General features: G+C 55.4%; 8 protein-coding genes. 4 read left to right on the top strand and 4 right to left on the bottom strand.

All coding sequences use genetic code 11. The features are described from left to right. Positions 1–158: 158 nt before the first annotated feature. Positions 159–4,271 carry a phosphocholine-specific phospholipase C gene (locus CFLAV_RS33340; RefSeq protein ID WP_007418335.1) on the bottom strand — a complete coding sequence of 1,371 codons (4,113 nt, stop codon included), beginning with the start codon at positions 4,269–4,271 and terminating at the stop codon, positions 159–161. 235 nt (positions 4,272–4,506) lie between these two features. Beyond that, complete coding sequence (locus CFLAV_RS28225) at positions 4,507–5,646, bottom strand: hypothetical protein (RefSeq protein WP_083808748.1); 1,140 nt, start codon at positions 5,644–5,646, stop codon at positions 4,507–4,509. Between the two features lie 195 nt (positions 5,647–5,841). Between CFLAV_RS28225 and CFLAV_RS33345 the strand changes: the two genes are divergently transcribed. Both CFLAV_RS33345 and CFLAV_RS28235 read left to right on the top strand, forming a co-directional pair. Then, complete coding sequence (locus CFLAV_RS33345; RefSeq protein ID WP_007418336.1) at positions 5,842–9,597, top strand: glycoside hydrolase family 76 protein; 3,756 nt, start codon at positions 5,842–5,844, stop codon at positions 9,595–9,597. Positions 9,598–9,798: 201 nt separating this feature from the next. Further along, positions 9,799–10,776: a hypothetical protein gene (locus CFLAV_RS28235; protein ID WP_007418337.1), complete on the top strand. Its 978-nt coding sequence runs from the start codon at positions 9,799–9,801 to the stop codon at positions 10,774–10,776. A 52-nt stretch (positions 10,777–10,828) separates the two neighbouring features. On the opposite strand, the gene CFLAV_RS28240 is transcribed toward CFLAV_RS28235, so the two are convergent. Then, positions 10,829–13,564: a LamG-like jellyroll fold domain-containing protein gene (locus CFLAV_RS28240; RefSeq protein WP_160164681.1), complete on the bottom strand. Its 2,736-nt coding sequence runs from the start codon at positions 13,562–13,564 to the stop codon at positions 10,829–10,831. Between the two features lie 300 nt (positions 13,565–13,864). Here CFLAV_RS28240 and CFLAV_RS28245 point away from each other — a divergent pair, with 300 nt between their 5' ends. Beyond that, positions 13,865–14,620: an SDR family oxidoreductase gene (locus CFLAV_RS28245; RefSeq protein ID WP_007418339.1), complete on the top strand. Its 756-nt coding sequence runs from the start codon at positions 13,865–13,867 to the stop codon at positions 14,618–14,620. 78 nt (positions 14,621–14,698) lie between these two features. Here the strand turns inward: CFLAV_RS28245 and CFLAV_RS35280 are convergent, their stop codons facing one another. After that, positions 14,699–15,205, bottom strand: a complete 507-nt coding sequence (locus tag CFLAV_RS35280) for a hypothetical protein (RefSeq protein ID WP_150107642.1) — start codon at positions 15,203–15,205, stop codon at positions 14,699–14,701. Between the two features lie 1,017 nt (positions 15,206–16,222). Between CFLAV_RS35280 and CFLAV_RS33350 the strand changes: the two genes are divergently transcribed. Next, positions 16,223–18,088, top strand: a complete 1,866-nt coding sequence (locus CFLAV_RS33350) for a DUF8740 domain-containing protein (RefSeq protein ID WP_150107643.1) — start codon at positions 16,223–16,225, stop codon at positions 18,086–18,088. Positions 18,089–18,494: the final 406 nt, after the last annotated feature.

Below are 18,494 nucleotides of genomic sequence, written 5' to 3' on the forward strand. Positions count from 1 at the left end.
ATTCGTTGTCGGTGGTAACCGTTAGTTGATTGATGTTTGGAAATTGGCCGCTACCAGCGCTGGTGGAAACGGGCTCTTTTCTCCCAATCTCTGCTCGTCGCAGAAGAGTGAATTTGATTCGGCACCGAAGAGGTTGACGGTCTGAAATTGCCGTGGAATTACGGTGACACGACGTGGTAGAAGCGGGCGGATTGGGCGGAGGGGTTTGTTTCGGTGTAGGTGACGGGGTCGGTTCCGAAAGTTCCGGACATTACGGAAACCCAACTGGACGGGTTGGAAAGATTGGTGGTGGCCATGACGTGAAAGGGTTGGGCAAGCGGACCACTGAAAGAAAACTGAAAGGCGCCGTTCGTCAGCAGTTTGCCGCCTGAGACCATGGGTGTTACGTAGGCCTCAACCCGGCCAAGGAAACGGCGAACGAATGCCGCATCCGCACTGGCTTTGACAGTGATATCGTAGAAGCCGTTGTTGGTTTCACTTCCGACATTGATCAGGTTGGTGGTGTGCGCGGGGACAATATAGTTGGCTGAACCAGCGACGACATAGCCGTTGGTGACGGTGAAGGTAACGGCAGTGCTGGAGGAATTGGCCAGGGCGATTTTGATTCCGGCATTGGCAGGATTAAGCACGGAGACGGCTTCAATTTTTTGAAAATCAGAACTGATGCTGCCGGCGAATCGGCGCTGGAAGCCATTCGGACCGTAGCAGGTGAAATCATATTTCCCGGCGGTGGCAGTCGTGCTGAAGGAGGCGTTGGCGGAGCCAGTCGTGTCGACATCGAAAGGCCAGGGGCCATCCGTGCGAAAGGCGTTGGCATAAACGCCGAAGTGAACTGAGGCTGCGCCGGTATTGGTCATGGTAATCGTGAAAGTGCTCGTGGCGGAATTCAACGTGCAACTGGCGTCCGGTTGATAGGGCAGGGGCATTGGAACCATGCTGCCGCTTTCCTGGATGGGAAAGGATTGCGGCGATGGCACGGCGGGCGTTTCACCGACGGGACATTCGACCGTGGCGACGCCTGGGATAATGGGATAATCCGGATTGGGATGCGCGAAATCGAAGGCGCTGGTCATATCACCACAAACCTGACGACGCCAGGCGCTGATGTTGGAGTTGGTGACGCCAGTCCAGGTCTCCAGGAACCGGGTGATCGAGGTATGATCAAATACCTGGGAACAAACGCGTCCGCCGCGCGACCATGGAGAAACGATAATCGCCGGCACCCGTATACCCAAACCTATTGGTTGGCTGCCGACATATTCATCGGGTGTTCCCGGCGGCGGCAGGATGGGCATGGCATGATCGTAGAAGCCATCGTTTTCATCGTAATTAAAAATGAAGACGGTGGAGTTATAGACCTGTGGATTCGCTGCGAGAGCATCCAGAACTTGTTTGAGGAGGACCTCTCCATTGGCCGAAGAGTGGGGGGGATGTTCGCAGTAATCGCCTGTCCCGACGATCCAGGAGACCGACGGCAACCTATTGTTGGCTACATCCGAAGCAAAGCCGCTGACCATTGTGGATTGGCTGGAGTAAGCGGCGCGGCCGCGATCGTAGAGAGGGTTCCCCGCTGTGGCCTGTTTGTAAGCGGCGAACATCTGCAGCACGTTCTCCCCGTTGTCACCGGAAACCGAATACACTTTCCAGGAGATGCCTGCCTGCTGCAAAAACTCGGGATAAGTCTTCCAGGTAAAACCGGTGGGTACCGAGCTGTTGTCAATTTCCGGGCCGCCGCCAATGCCGTGGGGATCGATCATCCCGGTCATGTAGGAAATGCGATTGGGATCTGTGGAGGATAACACCGAGCAATGGTATTCGTCACAAATCGTGAAAGCATCGGCCAGCGCGTAATAAAAGGGCAAGTCACTCCGTTCGAAATAGCACATCGTTTCCGCTCCCTTGTTGGGTATCCAGCCATCATTTTTTCCGCCATTGACGGTACTGTGAGTGACCGGCCAGCTATGATTCAAGTCGGTCAAACATTGCAGGGTATTGTGAAAGGGCAGTTCGTAGGAGGAGCCAGTTGGCTGGTAAAAGACATTGTTTCCGTTCGTGAACTGCAGCGCGTTGCGATCATTAAACCCGCGCACTCCGTAGTGCGTGCCGAAGTAGTGGTCGAACGCGCGGTTTTCGTTCATGAAGAGAACGACATGACGGACATCAGCGATGGTGCCGGTGATGCCCGCGGCAGTGACCACTAGTTGCAGTTGAGTGCCCGTATCGACCAAGCTGGCGGTGAATCCGTTGGCTTGCAATCCCGGGGGAAGAACGAGTTTGAACGACCCGCTTCCACTAATCGATCCGTGCTTCAGCAAGAGGTATGTCCCGGTGTGGGTCAGTGCCACACCGCTGATAACATTCACCGGGACGGAGCCATTCAAGGTGATCGGACCGGTCGTGAGTGCTGCGTTGGCGGTCAAGTCCAGTGCACTATTGCCAACCATGGAAATCGGGCCGCTGATGGTCCCGGTTCCTGATAGTTGGCCATTACTTTGAACAGTCACCGGTCCGGAGCCAAGAGTGCCCTTGACCACCAAAGTTCCGTTGCTGATGGTGCAACCACCGCTGAAAGTATTGATGCCTGTGAGAGTCAAAGCGCCGCCGCCATCCAATGTCAAAGACAACGAACCAGTGGTGTTTTTCAAAGTGCCGGAGAACGTCGTGTTGGTAGTTTCGTAAACGTTCAATTGCGGAGCGCCGCCGGCGGTGGAATCATCCACCAAACCAATGCCGGACAAGTTGTTTAGGGTGCAGTTGAACCCGGCCAGATCCAGGGTGCCATTCACAAATGTGTTGCCATAACCAGCGCCGCCGGGAATGCAGCCATTCGCATTCAGCGCCAACGTTCCCTGGGAGATAAGGGTATCGCCGGTGTATTTGTTGGTCACCGCCAGGGTAAGTTTGCCGCTGCCTTGCTTCGTCAAGCCGGTTGAGCCGATGATGCTGCCGGTGCCGTTGATGAGGTAATTATTGGCAGTGTTTGACACTATCAGTTGATAAGGCGAAACAGAGGCCGTCAGATTGACCGCGAAATTTGAGGCGGTGTCGTCCAGGATTGTCTGGCAGGCATCTGTATAGTTGGTCGACAGATTACTCGGCACCAGCCGCCAGGTTTGGTTTGTGGAGAAATCCCAATTCGTACCCGTGGCTCCTGACCAGCGCAAGGTTGTTGAACCGGGCGTCGGTCCAGGAATATAAACAAACGAGACCACGGCATCGGTGTCCGGAAGGGTTTGCAAGGCCGGAGTGAATCCGCTGGTGATATCGCGCGTTTGAATGTCCCAGCCATTCCCGTTTATCTGATAGCTGACCATATTGTCTCCATTGATCGTGCCGCCGTTGTCGGGGGAGATGATCAGAACTCCGTTGTTCGGGTTTACGCCCGGGATGGTCAGATGATACGTGCCGACACCGGAATTAACGACCTGAATGATCTGGCTTTGCATCGCGACTTTGGCGTCGCCCATGAACTTGCCGGAAACAACGGTATGATTGGTCAGGGGAACGCAAACGAAACCGACGTAATCCTGCTCCACGCCGCCATTGTCATCATGACAGGTAATGGTCCACGTGCCATCGCCGTTGGTGGCCGACAAGGCAAAGTTCGCTTCGTTCTTGCCGCCTTCGACGAGGAGGACCGCGTTGCTGGAGTTGAGGCCGAAAGGGCGTAAATCCACCAGGGTTTGGCCGCCGCCTTCGTCGACCACATGGGTGCCCAATGTCAGGGCAGGGTTGCCGATGAGGTGATTGTTCGCGCCGCCGTTGACGCCGCTGGCGTTGTTCAACCAGCCGCCATACCAGCCATCGCTGTAAGGGAACCAGGCGGCAGCAACATTAAAGTTGTATTCACTGTTGTTGGGAGCCTGAAAAACAGGGAGCCAATATTCCCCGCTCGAGCCCGGTGAGCTGCTGGAATTGCTGTCAATGGAACAGGTGCCGTAATTCATGCCTGGGAAAGCGTCTTCACCGTTATCCCGCCCATTTTGATTGATGGATCCCATGAGAATTCCATTCGCCACGTCGTCGGTGGAGATGGCACCGATCTGCACGTTGTAATCCGCCCGGCTCGAGCCCGGACGGATGCGAAAATCATTGATCGAAAGCGTGGTGCTCACCGTGACCGAAGCGGTGTTGTTACTGGTGTCGTTCTGCAGCACGAGCAGGTTGGCGGCCGCAACATGATGTTGCACTTGCGCCACGCCCATGAGTGGGCGGAAAATTGTGGAAAGCACAACGATGGCGAAGAGAATTTTCGATGCCGAGGTTTGCATCAGGGTAGTTTCTGGAACGCTCAGGTTTTTGCAAGCTGTTTGCTTCGGAGCTTCCCCAAAGGCCTGTTGCCTCAAGGATAAATGACACCGGGGATTGGACCGGATTTGGGTATTTGTTGCCTCACATTAAATGACACCGACGTGTTTATTGTTTTTCCCTCCGTCAGGAGGGTCCTTTTGCCCCTGCTGCTGCAGCAGCAGGGGCAAAAAAATTTCTCATTCTTCCATCCCGTCCTCATTTTAAGATCGGTCTGAGTTGTTTATCCGTTTGCCTGGCCAGTTCAAAGGGATCGACGGCGTAATACCAGTCGCGCAACCGTTGCGCCTGTTTCCTACCCAGTTGTCCGCTGCTCACCAGCCGCTGGTAGGCCGTCTGCGGACGGTCGTGACGGCGAACCCAGCGGCTGCCTTCCCGATGCTTGGCCACCAGCTTGGCTGAGGGCAGAAAAAAGTTCTGCAATGGCCCCCAGGTTTCCTTGTAAAGCTGGTTGATCAAGGGCACCGCTGCCGGAGATTCCAACCGGGCATAGCCCAGAACCTGCCGCGGCCACATCCAGTTCTTCTGCTCCACATGCGCATTGTCATCTTTATGATAAGGGCGTGAGCGGGTGAGTTTTACGGGCACCACGCGCTCCTGCAGGTAACGCACCAGATGCCAGTTCAGCCATTCGCTCCCATTGTCAAAATCCATCCCCAGCAAAGGAAATGGCAGGTTTTTTTCCACGTCCCGGGTTTGCTCCAACACCCCTTGGGCACCCTTGTTCCACACGGCCCGACCTTCCGTCCACCCACTCCCCAAACACGTGTAGGTCAGGCTCCAAATGAAATCACCCGCCAGGCTGGAACCGCAATGCGCCACGCTGTCCGCCTCCAAAAATCCCGGACGTTGCTCATCCCACACTTCCCCCTGAATGGGAATCTGGGTCCGCAACAGCGTGCCGGGCCGGGTGCCACATAACCGGCGAGGGACTTCCGCTTTGAGCGGCGCCAGCAGCCGGTCCAGGGTCGCGGCACTGACCTTTCCCAAGAGCTTCTTCTGTGCTGGCAAAAGACTGCCGTAGTGCTTGCCATAATGCGGCAACCACAGGGCCAGCGCCGGTTCCAGCCGCTTGCCACAAAGCTGTTCACTGGCTTTCCAGATCCGCTCGACCACCTCGCGCACCGGCTCATAGACCGGTTCGGCCCCGGGGCGCACTCCGCCCTTGGGCTTGGGCAATTGATCCCCCAACAACTTGATCGCATGCTTGCGATCATAGCCATGATGTTCACAAAACTCATCGAGCATCCGCGTTTTTCCTTCCCGCCCTCGACCGGCATACCGCCTCCGCAAACGTTCCAACTCTTCCGTCCGACAACTGCTCTTTGGCATCTTCATTCTCCAAGTTTGTCGGTGTCATTTTCCCGTGAGGCAACGTATTCCTTCAGTCCGGCTTCCCAACCTCTCTCCGGTGTCATTAATTATGAGTCAACTCGAAGGTTCGCGGCAGAGCCATTAGGATTGTCTTTCGCAATCACGCGTGATATCCTCGACGGTGGTCACCATCGTCGCAAATGACGACTCAAAGATGTTATGAATGAAGTCAAGAAGTGGCTGGCGAGCCTGCTCATCGTGTTGTGCGGGGGCATTTCGGTTTCGGCATTCACGATGACCGATGCTGACACCATATTCACCGCTTACAACAATGCTTTTCTGGTCGGCGGTTATTATGCCGGATGGTGGACCGGGGCGGAAGAGATCGAGATGGCGGAGGACGCCTATGACAACTATCCCTCGACCGCGCGGCAAACCATTGTCTTAAACGCCTGCAATCAATTCATCTCTCACCACGGTTCAAGCTGGACGGTGGCTGGAGGCAACTTCAACAACTACAATGACGATATCTCGTGGGCCGTAATTGCCTTCACCCGGGGTTATCAGATTACCGGCAACACGACCTTTCGGGACGTGGCCAAAAATAATTGGGATGCCATGTATGCCCGCGCCTGGGATACTAATTTCACCGGTGGCGGTCTGTGGTGGAGCACGGATAATATGTATAAGAATGCCGCCGTTCATGGCCCGGCCGCAATCGGCGCATGTCTGCTCTATAATATCTACGGCGACAGTTCTTATCTCACCAAAGCCCAGGCGATTTATGGCTGGGAACGGCGGGTCTTGTTCAACCCCGGCAACGGCTCCATCGCTGACGGCATCACCTACAGCAACACTTTTACCAGTGGCGGAGCGCTGACGTACAATCAAGGCACTTTCATTGGGGCAGCAAACCTTCTCTATCGCGCAACGGGACTGCCCAACTACTATCAGGATGCGGTCCTGGCGGGAAAATATACTCAAAACAGCATGACATCCTCCGCCGGCATTTTGCCGGAGTACAGCTCCGGAACGGATCTTTCCGGATTCAATGGCATTTTCGCGCGCTGGATGGCGCGTTTTGCCAAGGATCAAAATCTTTGGACGGCTTTTGGCCCGTGGCTGACTACCAACGCAAATGCCGCCTGGAGCGTTCGCAACAATAATAATTTGGCCTGGCAGAAATGGGCAACGCCGTTGGGGACGAACGTCCCGGACAGCTGGGGTTGCTCCGCCGCTGTTGTCGTCATGCAAGTTGCCGACCCGAGTCCAGCGGATGCGTTGCAAATCACTCCGCGGAGCGGTTTCGTTGTCGTGGCGCAACGCACCCTTGCACCCAATGCCGCCAGTTCAAATTTGGTGCTGACCAATACCAGTGCCGCGGCAATCAACTGGTCGCTGGTCAACACGTCGGCGTGGCTCATTGTTTCTGCGAGCTCGGGAACACTCGCGACCGCCGGCCCGGCGACAAATGTGCTTGTCAGCCTCGTTCCCTCCGCCACCACGAATCTGGCAGCAGGACGTTATTATACGACCGTTTTGTTCACGAATCTTTCGAGCGGTATCGTCCAGGGACGGTCGTTCAAATTGATTGTCTCGGCTGGCAACGCTCCGATCACGCTGACCGGCTTCAATGCCAGTATCATTGCTCCGAACAGCGCCACTGCTTCCGCGCCGGGCGCCTTCGCTTTCGACGCCCCGAACAATTACGGTTTCTATCAAGCGGGGCTCAGTGGCGGCACGCGTGGATTGCCGCCGGATGGTGCCTTCACCAGCCCGTTGGATGGATCGTCGGTGTTCCAGTTTACGTATGGCAGCACCAATGCCCTGGTCCTGGGATATACTTATCCCAGTTCGGCCACCCTCACGCTCGCCACGCCGCAGGCTTATAATTCCATTACTCTTCTCGCTTGTTCTGCCAACGCCGCCAGCGGGATTGGAACGTTCGTCCTGAATTTCACCAACGGCACGCATAGCCAGGTGTTCAATTTCAACGCGCAGGATTGGTTTGGCACGACTAACAACGTCAGCATCCAAGGCTTTGGGCGGCTTAGATTGGGCGGGAGCTTTGGCCCTGAAGACAACGGAGCGAGCAATCCGAATCTGTACCAGACGACTATTAATCTCGTGGCCCTGGGTATAAATCAGCCGATTGCTTCCATCACCTTTACGAAACCATCCGGTGCCGGCGCGCAGCAAACCACAGGAATATTTGCCGTCAGTGGCGCGGTCATGCCGGCTGCGCCTGCCCTCGGTGTGCAACCCCAGTCCATCGCCAACAATCAACCCGCGCAGGGCGCGACTTTTAGTGCGGTGGCCACGGGCACTCCGCCGCTTGCCTATCAATGGTATTACAGCGCCGACGGGAGTGCCGGATCTTACGCGCCTCTGAATGATCAGACCAATACCAGCCTGGTGTTGAATCCTGTGCTGCAAGCTACCAATGCAGGCAGCTATGTGATGGTCGTCACCAATGCATACGGCGCGGTGACCAGTTCGATTGCGACCCTCGCGGTCTATCGCGCGCCGGTGATCGTTCAACAACCGACTCCGGCCAACCTTTATGTTTTCTCCGGTGCCAGCAACACCTGGACGATGTCAGTCAACGCCGCACTGCCCGTTAGTTATTTTTGGTCTCTGAATGGAACTCCCATTTCCATAGGGGCAAGCTCCACCCTCAAGCTCACCAATTTGCAACCCACAAACTCCGGCAATTACACAGTCGTGGTTAGCAATGCCTTTGGCTCGGTCACGAGCAGCATCGCCTCGCTGACGGTGGTGTCGTCTCCAACTTATCCTTTGGCGCAGACGATTCTGGCAGACCATCCTCTCGGCTATTGGCGGTTGGATGAGACCAGCGGAACTGTGGCCCACGATTACATCTCCGGCAACAACGGCATTTACAGTTCCAAGGTTTTACTCGGGCAGACGGGGGATAATCTGGTGGATACGCACAAGTCGGCAAGATTCGGATTTCTAGCCACCAGCAATAGTTGCGTGACGAACATCATCGCGGATTTTGCGACGACCGGTAACGCGACATTTTCCGTGGAAGCCTGGGTCAACGGCGGTTCGCAGACCACCGATGCCGGGTTGATCACCAAAGGTTACGGAAACGGCGGGGAACAATTCAATCTGGATTGTGGCGGCGGTGGCCACGCGTTCCGGTTCTTTGTTCGCGATGCTTCGGGCGCCACGCACGCGGCTGTCAGCAGTGTTGTGCCAAACAATCAGTGGCATCATTTGGTCGCGGTTTGCGACCAGGTCAACGGTCATGTTTATCTATATGTGGATGGCGTGAATGCCGCCTCAGGTACGATTGGGGTAAATACTGGCCTTTTGGGTTCGGCTCTTCCCGTCAGCATTGGTGCGCGCCAGTCGGGAGCTGCCACGGCGGACGATTTGCAGTTTGTGGGCTACATGGAAGAGGTGGCGATTTACAAATATGCCCTGAGTTCAAATCAGGTGACGGCGCACTTTGTGACGGCCACAAACCGCGCGCCGAAGTTTTTCAGCGATCCTTTCGCAGTGGCAGGCATCACGGCCGGTCAAAGTTATTCCGGCACCCTTGCCACCAGTGCGAGCGATCCCAACGGCGATACGATGACATTTACTAAAGTCAACGGTCCGGCCTGGTTGAGTGTGTCTGGTAACGGCGGCTTGAGCGGGACTCCCGTTTCGAGCGACACAGGAACGAATGTTTTCCTAATGAAGGTGACCGATCCGGGTGGTTTATCCAGCACGGCCACGATGAATCTGCCGGTGGCCGCCGCGCCCGCGATTGCCTCAAGCGCTGTCTTGCAGGGAACGAATCTGATGTTGAACTGGTCGGGAGGCATTGCACCGTTTCAGATCGAGCAAGCGACGAATCTGATTAATCCGGTTTGGGTAAGTTTTGGTGCGGCTACCAGTGCCAATAGCCTGTCGGTGCCTGCAACCAATGGGGCGGCGTATTATCGAATTCGTGGACAGTGATGTGATTGGATAGCCTTGAGAAGGAGGGGTGCGCAACCATGCGGGCGGCCGTGTGTCAGCGCGGTTGCCCTGGCCACGTTGTTGAACCTGCTGGCATTCGGCATGGTCTTCCCTCAACCATTTTAACCGTTGATTTTTTGGTCATCGGTTTGACATGGGTTCAATTAAAGCCGATGGGTGATTCGTACATATAAACTCCCCATGAAAAAAATGTTGGAGGCAACCACGACCCCGTCCATTCGAAACAAACGACTTTTTGAAATCCGCAAGGCTTTGCTGACCATCATTCCGGTCTTATTTCTGTTCGCGCGCGGCGGAATCGCAAGCCCCACCATCGGCGCGCACACGCTGGCGTTTTATCCCTGCGGCGGCAGTGGTGGCCTGGTGACAACAGCCATCGATACGCAACCGTCCGGCAGCACGATTCTGGCCTGGGTTGGTCGGGGGAACACCAATGAATTCAACGGGACAGTTCCGTTGGACACTGCGAACAACAGTTATGTCATGCTCGGCGGCATGCACGACTATGGACCGGCTTATCCCACTTCCGGTGAAGCGCTCTACGCAGTTGCGTCGGCCGCGGGTGGCACGGGACAGCATGTCATCGCTCCCATGCCGGGCAGTGATGAAATTACGTTGGCCGTTGTCGAGGTGAAGAACGGCGGGTTGATTCAAGACGCAAAATGGAACGTAGTGTTCTCTCCGCCTCACACCAGCCTGAGTGTCACCACTACAAACGCGGCCACCCTCGTTGCTATTTGGGCGGGTGACTCCGGAGCGGCTTCCGTGACGGCGGTTCCGAATAATGGTTTTACGACGGTCAATTCGGAACTGCTCTCCAGTTGCGAGGTCGAAGTGGTGGTGGCAACCAGGGATGTTGCTGCCGCAGGCACTTACAACGTCACCTGGACAGCGACGCCGACCCAGGGAGCGCATCTCTGGCTGGTGGCCGTGCAAACGGAGCCGTTGCCGTCTTTGCGGGCGCAGGCCGCCGGCGGCAATGTGGTTATTAGCTGGCCAAGCTCGGCTACCAGTTTTGGTCTCGAAACGACCAGCAACCTTTCCGCGGGCAACTCCTGGACGCCGGTGACTAACGGTACTGTCGTCATTAATTTCCAGAACACAATTACCAACGCCATTTCCCAACCGAGCCAATATTACCGGTTGAAGAAACAGTAAGACAAAACGTCAACCGAAAAGTCCTTCCATAGCAGATGCGCCGAACTCAGGCTCAGGGACTGGTCGCGCGCGCGCGGTAGAAGAGGTGGTCCGTGGATAACGGGACTTCCACAATTACAACCGGCCCGTGTGTGACCGTGCTTTGAATATCGGTCGCCACCGTCCAACTTCCCGGTGTCAGGTCGGCGCTTTCCTGAAATTCCAGGGTCTGATTCGGATATTGCGCCATTACGGTGATTTGCAGGTTCCCGTCCGCCACCACCCTGGTGTCAGTGATTTGAATGGTCGGATTCGCCACGAGCCGCAGGGCATTAATAAAGATACCTGCAGTCCCGCTATCGACGACTCCCTGAATCTCCAATTGCCCATTGGTAGAGGAGGTGAGCAAGGTTCCCAAAGTATCCTGATAGTCCGCCGTTGGCTGAGACGAGCCGGTAAAAATATAGCCCGTTTGGACCGTTACGGGAGTGCCGGAAGAGACTTCGGTCCAATCGGCAAACAGGTTGTTCGCGTTGTCGTAAGACCATAGAGTCAATCCATAAGTGGTGTTGGGCGCAAGCCGTTGCAACAAAATATCGATGCCCGTGCCGGGAGTATTCGCAGTTGAGAAGATAAATTGCTGATAGAGGTTCGCCTGGGTCAGGTTCGGCGGATTGTTTACCGGGACGCTCCGCGAGCGATCACTGAAGAACGTCGCCCCGATGGTGGAAAGCGTCACTTCCGGACCGCTGAATGTAGCCGGATTGACGTTCAAGGTCATGGATGAAAAACCGGATTGAACGGCGGGCGCAGGAGCCCAGTTAAATTCGACTTGCAACACTGTCCCGTTGGTTGCCGGGATGTAGGGGATCACGGTCAGTTGAACGATGCTGCTCGTAACCGCTCCGCCTGAGTTCGTAATTACCACAGTGTAGGAGCCGGCATCGGCGGGTTGCACTTTAGCCAGGGTGAAGACGTTGCTAACCGCACTGGGGTTGGTCACGCTGGAAACCGGCGCGCCATTTTTTCGCCACTGATAGCTCAAAGGAGTGGTTCCGGTCGCCACCACCGTGAAACTAACGGTGTCTCCCTGATAAACACCATTGGTCGGGTCGCCCGGCTGAGTGGTGAGGGAAGTCACAGAAGGTTTGATGATCACCGGGGGTGTCGGAATTCCGTTCGTGAAAATCGATTGAATTTCCGTGTACGTCAATCGACGGCTCCAGGTGCCCACATCATCGATGGCGCCATTAAAGAAATCTCGCAGCGGGTTGGCCACGAGCGCACCGATGGTCGTGTTGTTCAAGAGCACCGAGCCCAATGCTCCATGACCGTAGCTAAAAACTGAAGGATCGAGAACCCCATCGATATACAATAGTCCCGTGCCGTTCTGGTCCACCCAAACGACATGATGCCACGTTCCGTCCAACGCCGTGGCGGTGGACAATGTGTCGGACATTCCGGGATTGATTCGTATGTCCAGCTTGCTGGTGGCGCCGGTGTTGTCCGGCCCGATGAAAAAGTAGTTCCCGTTGGTGCTGTTGCCATTGGCAAAAATTTGCTCGTTCGCAATGCCAGGAACCCCGTTGATCCAAAGCGCAACCGTGTAGGTGGTGTTGAGATCATAAATTGGAGTGCCGGTCGTTTCGGCTCCATATTGTGAAGACCCGTCGAAGGATAGTCCGTTTCCAAATTTGCCCGGCACTAAATTCCCGTTGCTCATGGCCGTGAGCTGAAGATCGTTTTGACTCACGAGGTCGGGAGTGGAAGTTGAATTGGAAATAGTATTCAAAGGCCAATAGGAAACCATGCCTGAAATAATATTCGGCGCGGGATCCGGGAGCACCACCAGCGCGGCCGACGCGCTGGTATTTGTGCCGGCAATGTTGGCTGCCGTCACCGAATAGAAATTCGTTCCAGGGCTGGTCAAATTGTTCAACGTCAGCGAACTATTGGTTTCGCCAGGGATCGGAACGCCATTGGACAGCCATTGATAAGTCATGGGCTGGTTGCCGAAGATATTGGCGGAAAATATCACCCGGTCTCCAAGTGAATTGGTCTGGTTTGCTGGCTGTGCGAGAATCGTGGGCGGGGTTGGTGGGATTGGAGTGGGTATTCCGTTATTCATCGCGTTTTGGATTTCCGACTGCGAAAGCACCCGGCTCCAGGCCATTACCTCATCGACCGAACCATTGAACCAAAGGTTGTTGGCGTTGTTAGCCCGAATCAAATCTCCCACAGCAGTGATGGTTGCTGCGGGAGCACCGGCGGAAGGAGCAGTGTAGTTCACATTCGCGCTGTCCAGGTTGCCATCGATATAAAGTTTGCAAGTGCCGTTTGCGTCGGTGAATGCCACATGGTGCCAGGTGCTACCGGCCGCATCAAACACTGCGGTTGCAGATTGGACATTGTTGATGACCGTCGTGCCGGCGTTGTTTCTTAAAAATACGGCAATCTTTGTGCTTCGCGTGTTGAAATCCCAGAGCATCGATCCCGAAAACGCATTCTCAGAAAAAGGAATATGGTTGGCACTCTGGGTCGAAGTGCCTTTGACCCAAAAAGCCACGGTGTAACCGTTGGTCGTGTAAATAGGCAGGCCGGTCGCCAGAAAGTTAGTGGAATGCGTGACATTCAGGTATTGGCTCGAGCCATTAAACTGAAAGCAGTTACCTCGCTGACCCGCAACCAGTGACGGAGCGTTGACCAGAAACATGGAGTTGCCCAACGCAAGATCCGGGGTGGTGACGCCATCAGTGGTATCCATCGGCCAATAGGCGACCAGGTTCGTCCAAAGGGAACTTTGTGCCATGGCGCTTCCCAGCGTTGATCCTGCAATGCAGGACATTAACAGAAGTGTTTTGAAATTCATGATGCCTGAACGGGTAAACTGCGTGGGTGACGGTTTAAGTAATAAGTAGGTTGACACAAAACGTCAAACTTTTTCCTTTCCTGCCTCACGATGAAGTGAGGACGTTTCATGCAGGAGTTTCAAGCCAGCAGGAGGTTTGGTTGGCTTCTTTGGGCGCAGTTGGTGGCTATACAAAATTGGCAGCCTGGCTGATGGTGGTAACACTAGGGAAATAGATTCATGGAATAGCAAAAGGAGATTATGAAAATTGTAATTATCGGCGGCACCGGACTCATTGGATCAAAGACCGTGGACAGGCTTCGTAAGAAAGGCCATGAGGTGGTGGCGGCATCACCCAGATCCGGTGTCAACACGGTTACGGGTGAAGGCCTTAAGGAGGCACTTGCAGGCGCACAGGTTGTGGTCGACGTGGCGAACTCGCCGTCCTTCGAGGAAAAGGCGGCCATGGAATTCTTCAATGCGTCAGGCCGCAACCTTTTGGCAGCGGAGACGTTCGCCGGTGTGAAGCATCACATCGCGCTATCGGTCGTCGGCATGGAGCGAGTGCATGGCTATGGTTACTTCCTCGCGAAGCTGGCCCAGGAGAACCTGATCAAGGCTTCGAGGATTCCCTACACCATTGTTCGCTCGACGCAGTTCTTCGAATTCACGGGCGCCATTGCCCAGTCAGGTACTGTAGGGCAGACCGTTACCATGTCTCCTGCTTTTTTCCAGCCCATCGCGGCCGATGACGTGGCTGATATCATGGCTGATGTTGCACTGGGAGCGCCGGTGAATGGCATGATCGAGATTGCCGGTCCGGAACGGGTGCGACTGAACGAACTCATTGAGCGATTCCTGAAGGCGACCAAGGATCCGCGCAAAGTGGTCACGGATGCCCATGCGCTCTACTTCGGCCTGGAGGTGAACGATGAATCGCTTGTTCCCGGCGAAAACCCGCGCCTCGGCAAAATGCGTTTCGAGGACTGGCTCAGACACTCGCTATCCGAGAATTAAGCCGACCGTACATCAACATGACGCGCAAACCGCCGAATGGTTCAATACTTCGCGGGGCATTTGTGGCTGCCACAAGGATCACCAAGTCTTTGATTCCAAGGAGGTGGTTCCGTGGGAGTTCTTGAGAAGGCTGGAAGGCATCATGATTGAATAGGTTTTGTCTTCCACATCAATTTCCACTTTTTGCCAGGAGCGTCTATCATCGCTTTCGTCACTCTTATCGACAATGCGGTAGGTATCGCTTCGACTCATGCCGCCGTTATGCACCCGAATGCCCATGCAGCGGCTGGCCAGGGCGTGTCCGCTGTTTTCGATGTGGCGCAGGGCAGTGCGTGGTGAATGTAGATCCCATGGCCGATGCAGCTCATCCTCCCGGTAAAGCGTCACTTCGTCTGGTGGCTCCTCAACGATATTCCATTTGGTGAACGACAGCCGCCAGCCATTCTGAATTGGGAAGGAATCGTATTGCACAGTGGCCCAGTGAAGAATCACGTCTCTCGCTTTGGAAACATCGACACGAAAGCAGGTGGATGGGCTGACTTGCCATACGTGAATCGCTTTCTTCTGGCCAGCCAAGTGTTTCATGGCAGAGGCAAACCTTGCATCGCCATCAAATGTGGGTGGTGGATTTGGGGCCTTTGGATCCCGCGTAAATCCGTAGGGGATTTCGAGCCATATTCGGCTTGATTCCGTTGAGACCTCAATCCAAGCCTCCTCCAGGATATTTTTCCCCCACGGAAAGGTCACCAACGAACTCCAACTACCTCCGAAGCTTCCAGCTAATACTAGTGATTCAGCAGGAGTCAAGTCAGGGGAAACCGTTTGGCCGCTCACATAATGCAGGCGAACGGAAATCTTCCCTTCTCTCAAAAAATGCTCGCTGGCACTGAGGCTCAAACACATTCCATGTTCCTGTCGGGAGAGCGATAAAAGCATATTACCTGGCAGAGAAGGCTGCTCAGGGAATGTTATGATACGCCAGGCAACGTCCGATCCGTCCGCTTTGTGCTTCCATTGGGTGGCAGCAGTTTCTTCACACTTCACAGAGCCTGTCGACGCAAGGAGAACAATTAATAAGTAAGTGAACTTCACTTTTATGAAAACACCGCTCAGCACCTGTTGTTGCGCCAGTATTTTGCAGCTGCAAATAGTTGCAGTGAGTATGCTGGTTCGTTGGCTTTTTTGAGCCTGATTGACAGAGAAAATTGTGTAAATACTAAGGATCGACCTGTTCACGACCCGTTCATGTCAAAGTCGGCGAACAACGAATTGTTCATGTATCTTTTTGCCACCTCCAACCCGCCCACGGACGGTTAACCAGAGACGACTCTGGTTTATGCGGGAGGGGAACCACAAAATGTGCAAAGCGGGATGTCGTGGGAGGGTTCGCGAAAACTGCGAGTAGCGGGTTTTAAGTTTTGGATGCGAAGCTGTGGAATGGGTGGACTGGAGTTCGCCTGGGAAAACCAGTGTAGATAATTTGGACCCGTTCACGTTCACGACCCGTTCATAGGATGGATGCGAGCTGACACGGCGAAAATTCTGCTCGCTTTTTCGATGCTTCTTGAAATGATTACCCTTGTAAATTGTAAGGAACAATTCATGAAAAAATTTGTTTGGTCACTTTTCCTCATCTCTCTCCTCGCCTATGCGAGCGGGCTCCAAGCCCAAGGCACGGCCTTCACCTACCAGGGGCGGCTTCAAAACAACGGTTCTCCTGCCAACGGGAGCTACGACATGGCCTTCGCACTTTACGGCACCAGTACCGGCGGGGTCGCCCTCGCCGGGCCGGTGACGAATACGGCAGTGGCCGTGAGCAACGGCCTGTTCACGACCACGCTAGACTTTGGGAATGTTTTCACCGGTGGCAGCAACTGGCTGGGGATGGCTGTGAGCCCCGGCGGTGCGAACACCTATTCCACGCTGGCTCCGCGTCAACAGTTGACGGCCGTGCCGTACGCGCAGTATGCACTGAGTGCGGGGGCGGCGGCGAGCGCCGGGTCGGTGTCCGCGGCGAACATCACCGGCACGATTCCGCTCGGGCGATTGCCAGCCAATGTGGTGACCAATGGCGCCAGCGGGGTGAATTTCACCGGCACGTTCAGCGGCGACGGCGCGGGCGTGACCAATTTACCGGTGAGCAACCTGGTGCAAATCCAAGCCCCCATCGTCGGGTGGGGAGATAATTGGAATGGCGCAACGACCTTCCCCACAGGGTCGAGCAATGTGGTGGCTATTGCCGCGGGAGATGGTTTTAGTCTGGCGCTCAAGAGCGATGGGACAGTTGTCTCGTCGAGGTGGAATGACTATGACCAAACGACCGTCCCCGCGGGTTTGAGCAACGTGGTGGCCATTGCCGCGGGATATGGTTTTAGTCTGGCGCTCAAGAGCGATAGGACAGTTGTCGCGTGGGGGTGGAATGACTATGGCCAAACGACCATCCCCGCAGGCTTGAGCAACGTGGTGGCCATTGCCGCGGGGGCTTATCACAGTCTGGCGCTGAAGAGCGATGGCACGGTCGTCGGGTGGGGATACAATGTCCAAGGCCAAACGACCATCCCTGCAGGCTTGAGCAACGTAGTGGCCGTTGCCGGGGGAGCGCTTCACAGTCTGGCGCTCAAGAGCGATAGCACGGTCGTCGGATGGGGATACAATGCCCAAGGCCAAACGACCATCCCTGCAGGCTTGAGCAACGTAGTGGCCATTGCCGCCGGGGCTGATCACAATCTGGCGCTCAAGAGCGATGGCACGGTCGTGGGGTGGGGGTGGAATGACTATGGTGAAACCACCATCCCCGCAGGCTTGAGCAACGTGGCGGCCATTGCCGCGGGATATCATCACAGTCTGGCGCTACGGCCGCACATTGTGCCGGCAGCCGTGGCCCTGCGCAACGGCAGCAATGTGTTTCAAGGCACGATCTCAGCGGCCGGCTTTACCGGGGACGGGAGCGGGCTCACCAATTTGACCGGTGTAGCCTTGCTGAGCGGGGGGAATGTTTTTACGGGCAACCAGGTCATCAGCAGCGGCAACGTGGGCATCGGCAACGCCAATCCGACCAACATACTGATGGTCGTCAATGCACGGTGCGATGGGAGCAGTTGGATCAACGCCTCGGACCGGAACCTGAAGCAGGACTTTGCGCCGGTGGATGCGCAGACAGTATTGGAGAAGGTGGCGGCCTTGCCGATCCAGAGCTGGAGCTACAAGGCACAGCCGGCGCAGAAGCATGTCGGGCCGGTGGCGCAGGATTTTCATGCGGCGTTCGGCCTGGGTCAGGATGAGACTAGCATCGCCACTGTGGATGAAGGGGGCGTGGCGCTGGCGGCCATTCAGGGATTGAACCAGAAATTGCAGGCCAGGGAGGAAGAAATTCAGAAACTGAAGGAGAAGGCTGACAAGGTGGATTCACTCGAAAAGCGCGTGGAGGAATTGGAGAAAATGATTCGGTCTCTCCCGGCAAACAAATAATACGCCAGGGAGCAATTTATTTTGCGATAGGGAGTGAAGATGCTCGCTTTGCTCGCGCCTTCGGCAAAGTGTAGTGAGTTGAGGGATGATTTACCCTGGGCGGCACGCGCGGGGCGCGTTTGCCCTGGGCTAAGATAAGCAGGACCTTCAGTCCTTTCTATGGTGCCTCTGATGAGGCGAGGGGATGAGGAAAAGAGGAAACGTCCAGCATTCAAATTTCAAATAGTGAGGTTCAATTTTTTGTTCTCACCAAGTTGAAGTCGAGATGCTCGCCGTGGCACGCGCCGAGTGCTTGCGCACGGCCACCGTTCGGCAAAGTGATTGGGAAATTGAGACGGTTTACCCAAGGTAGCCACCATCTGAATTGTGGCAACCGTTGGGCTGTAAGACGAAACCACTTTGTGGT

This window comes from Pedosphaera parvula Ellin514 (genome assembly GCF_000172555.1).
In the GTDB taxonomy this organism is placed as follows: Bacteria; Verrucomicrobiota; Verrucomicrobiia; order Limisphaerales; family Pedosphaeraceae; genus Pedosphaera.

Excerpts from the sequence above, each read along its gene's own strand:
- CFLAV_RS35280 (WP_150107642.1), bottom strand. The coding sequence starts at position 15,205 with ATGAAACACTTGGCTGGCCAGAAGAAAGCGATTCACGTATGGCAAGTC.
- CFLAV_RS28245 (WP_007418339.1), top strand. The coding sequence starts at position 13,865 with ATGAAAATTGTAATTATCGGCGGCACCGGACTCATTGGATCAAAGACC.
- CFLAV_RS33345 (WP_007418336.1), top strand. The coding sequence starts at position 5,842 with ATGAATGAAGTCAAGAAGTGGCTGGCGAGCCTGCTCATCGTGTTGTGC.
- CFLAV_RS28225 (WP_083808748.1), bottom strand. The coding sequence starts at position 5,646 with ATGAAGATGCCAAAGAGCAGTTGTCGGACGGAAGAGTTGGAACGTTTG.
- CFLAV_RS33340 (WP_007418335.1), bottom strand. The coding sequence starts at position 4,271 with ATGCAAACCTCGGCATCGAAAATTCTCTTCGCCATCGTTGTGCTTTCC.
- CFLAV_RS28240 (WP_160164681.1), bottom strand. The coding sequence starts at position 13,564 with ATGGCACAAAGTTCCCTTTGGACGAACCTGGTCGCCTATTGGCCGATG.
- CFLAV_RS33350 (WP_150107643.1), top strand. The coding sequence starts at position 16,223 with ATGAAAAAATTTGTTTGGTCACTTTTCCTCATCTCTCTCCTCGCCTAT.
- CFLAV_RS28235 (WP_007418337.1), top strand. The coding sequence starts at position 9,799 with ATGAAAAAAATGTTGGAGGCAACCACGACCCCGTCCATTCGAAACAAA.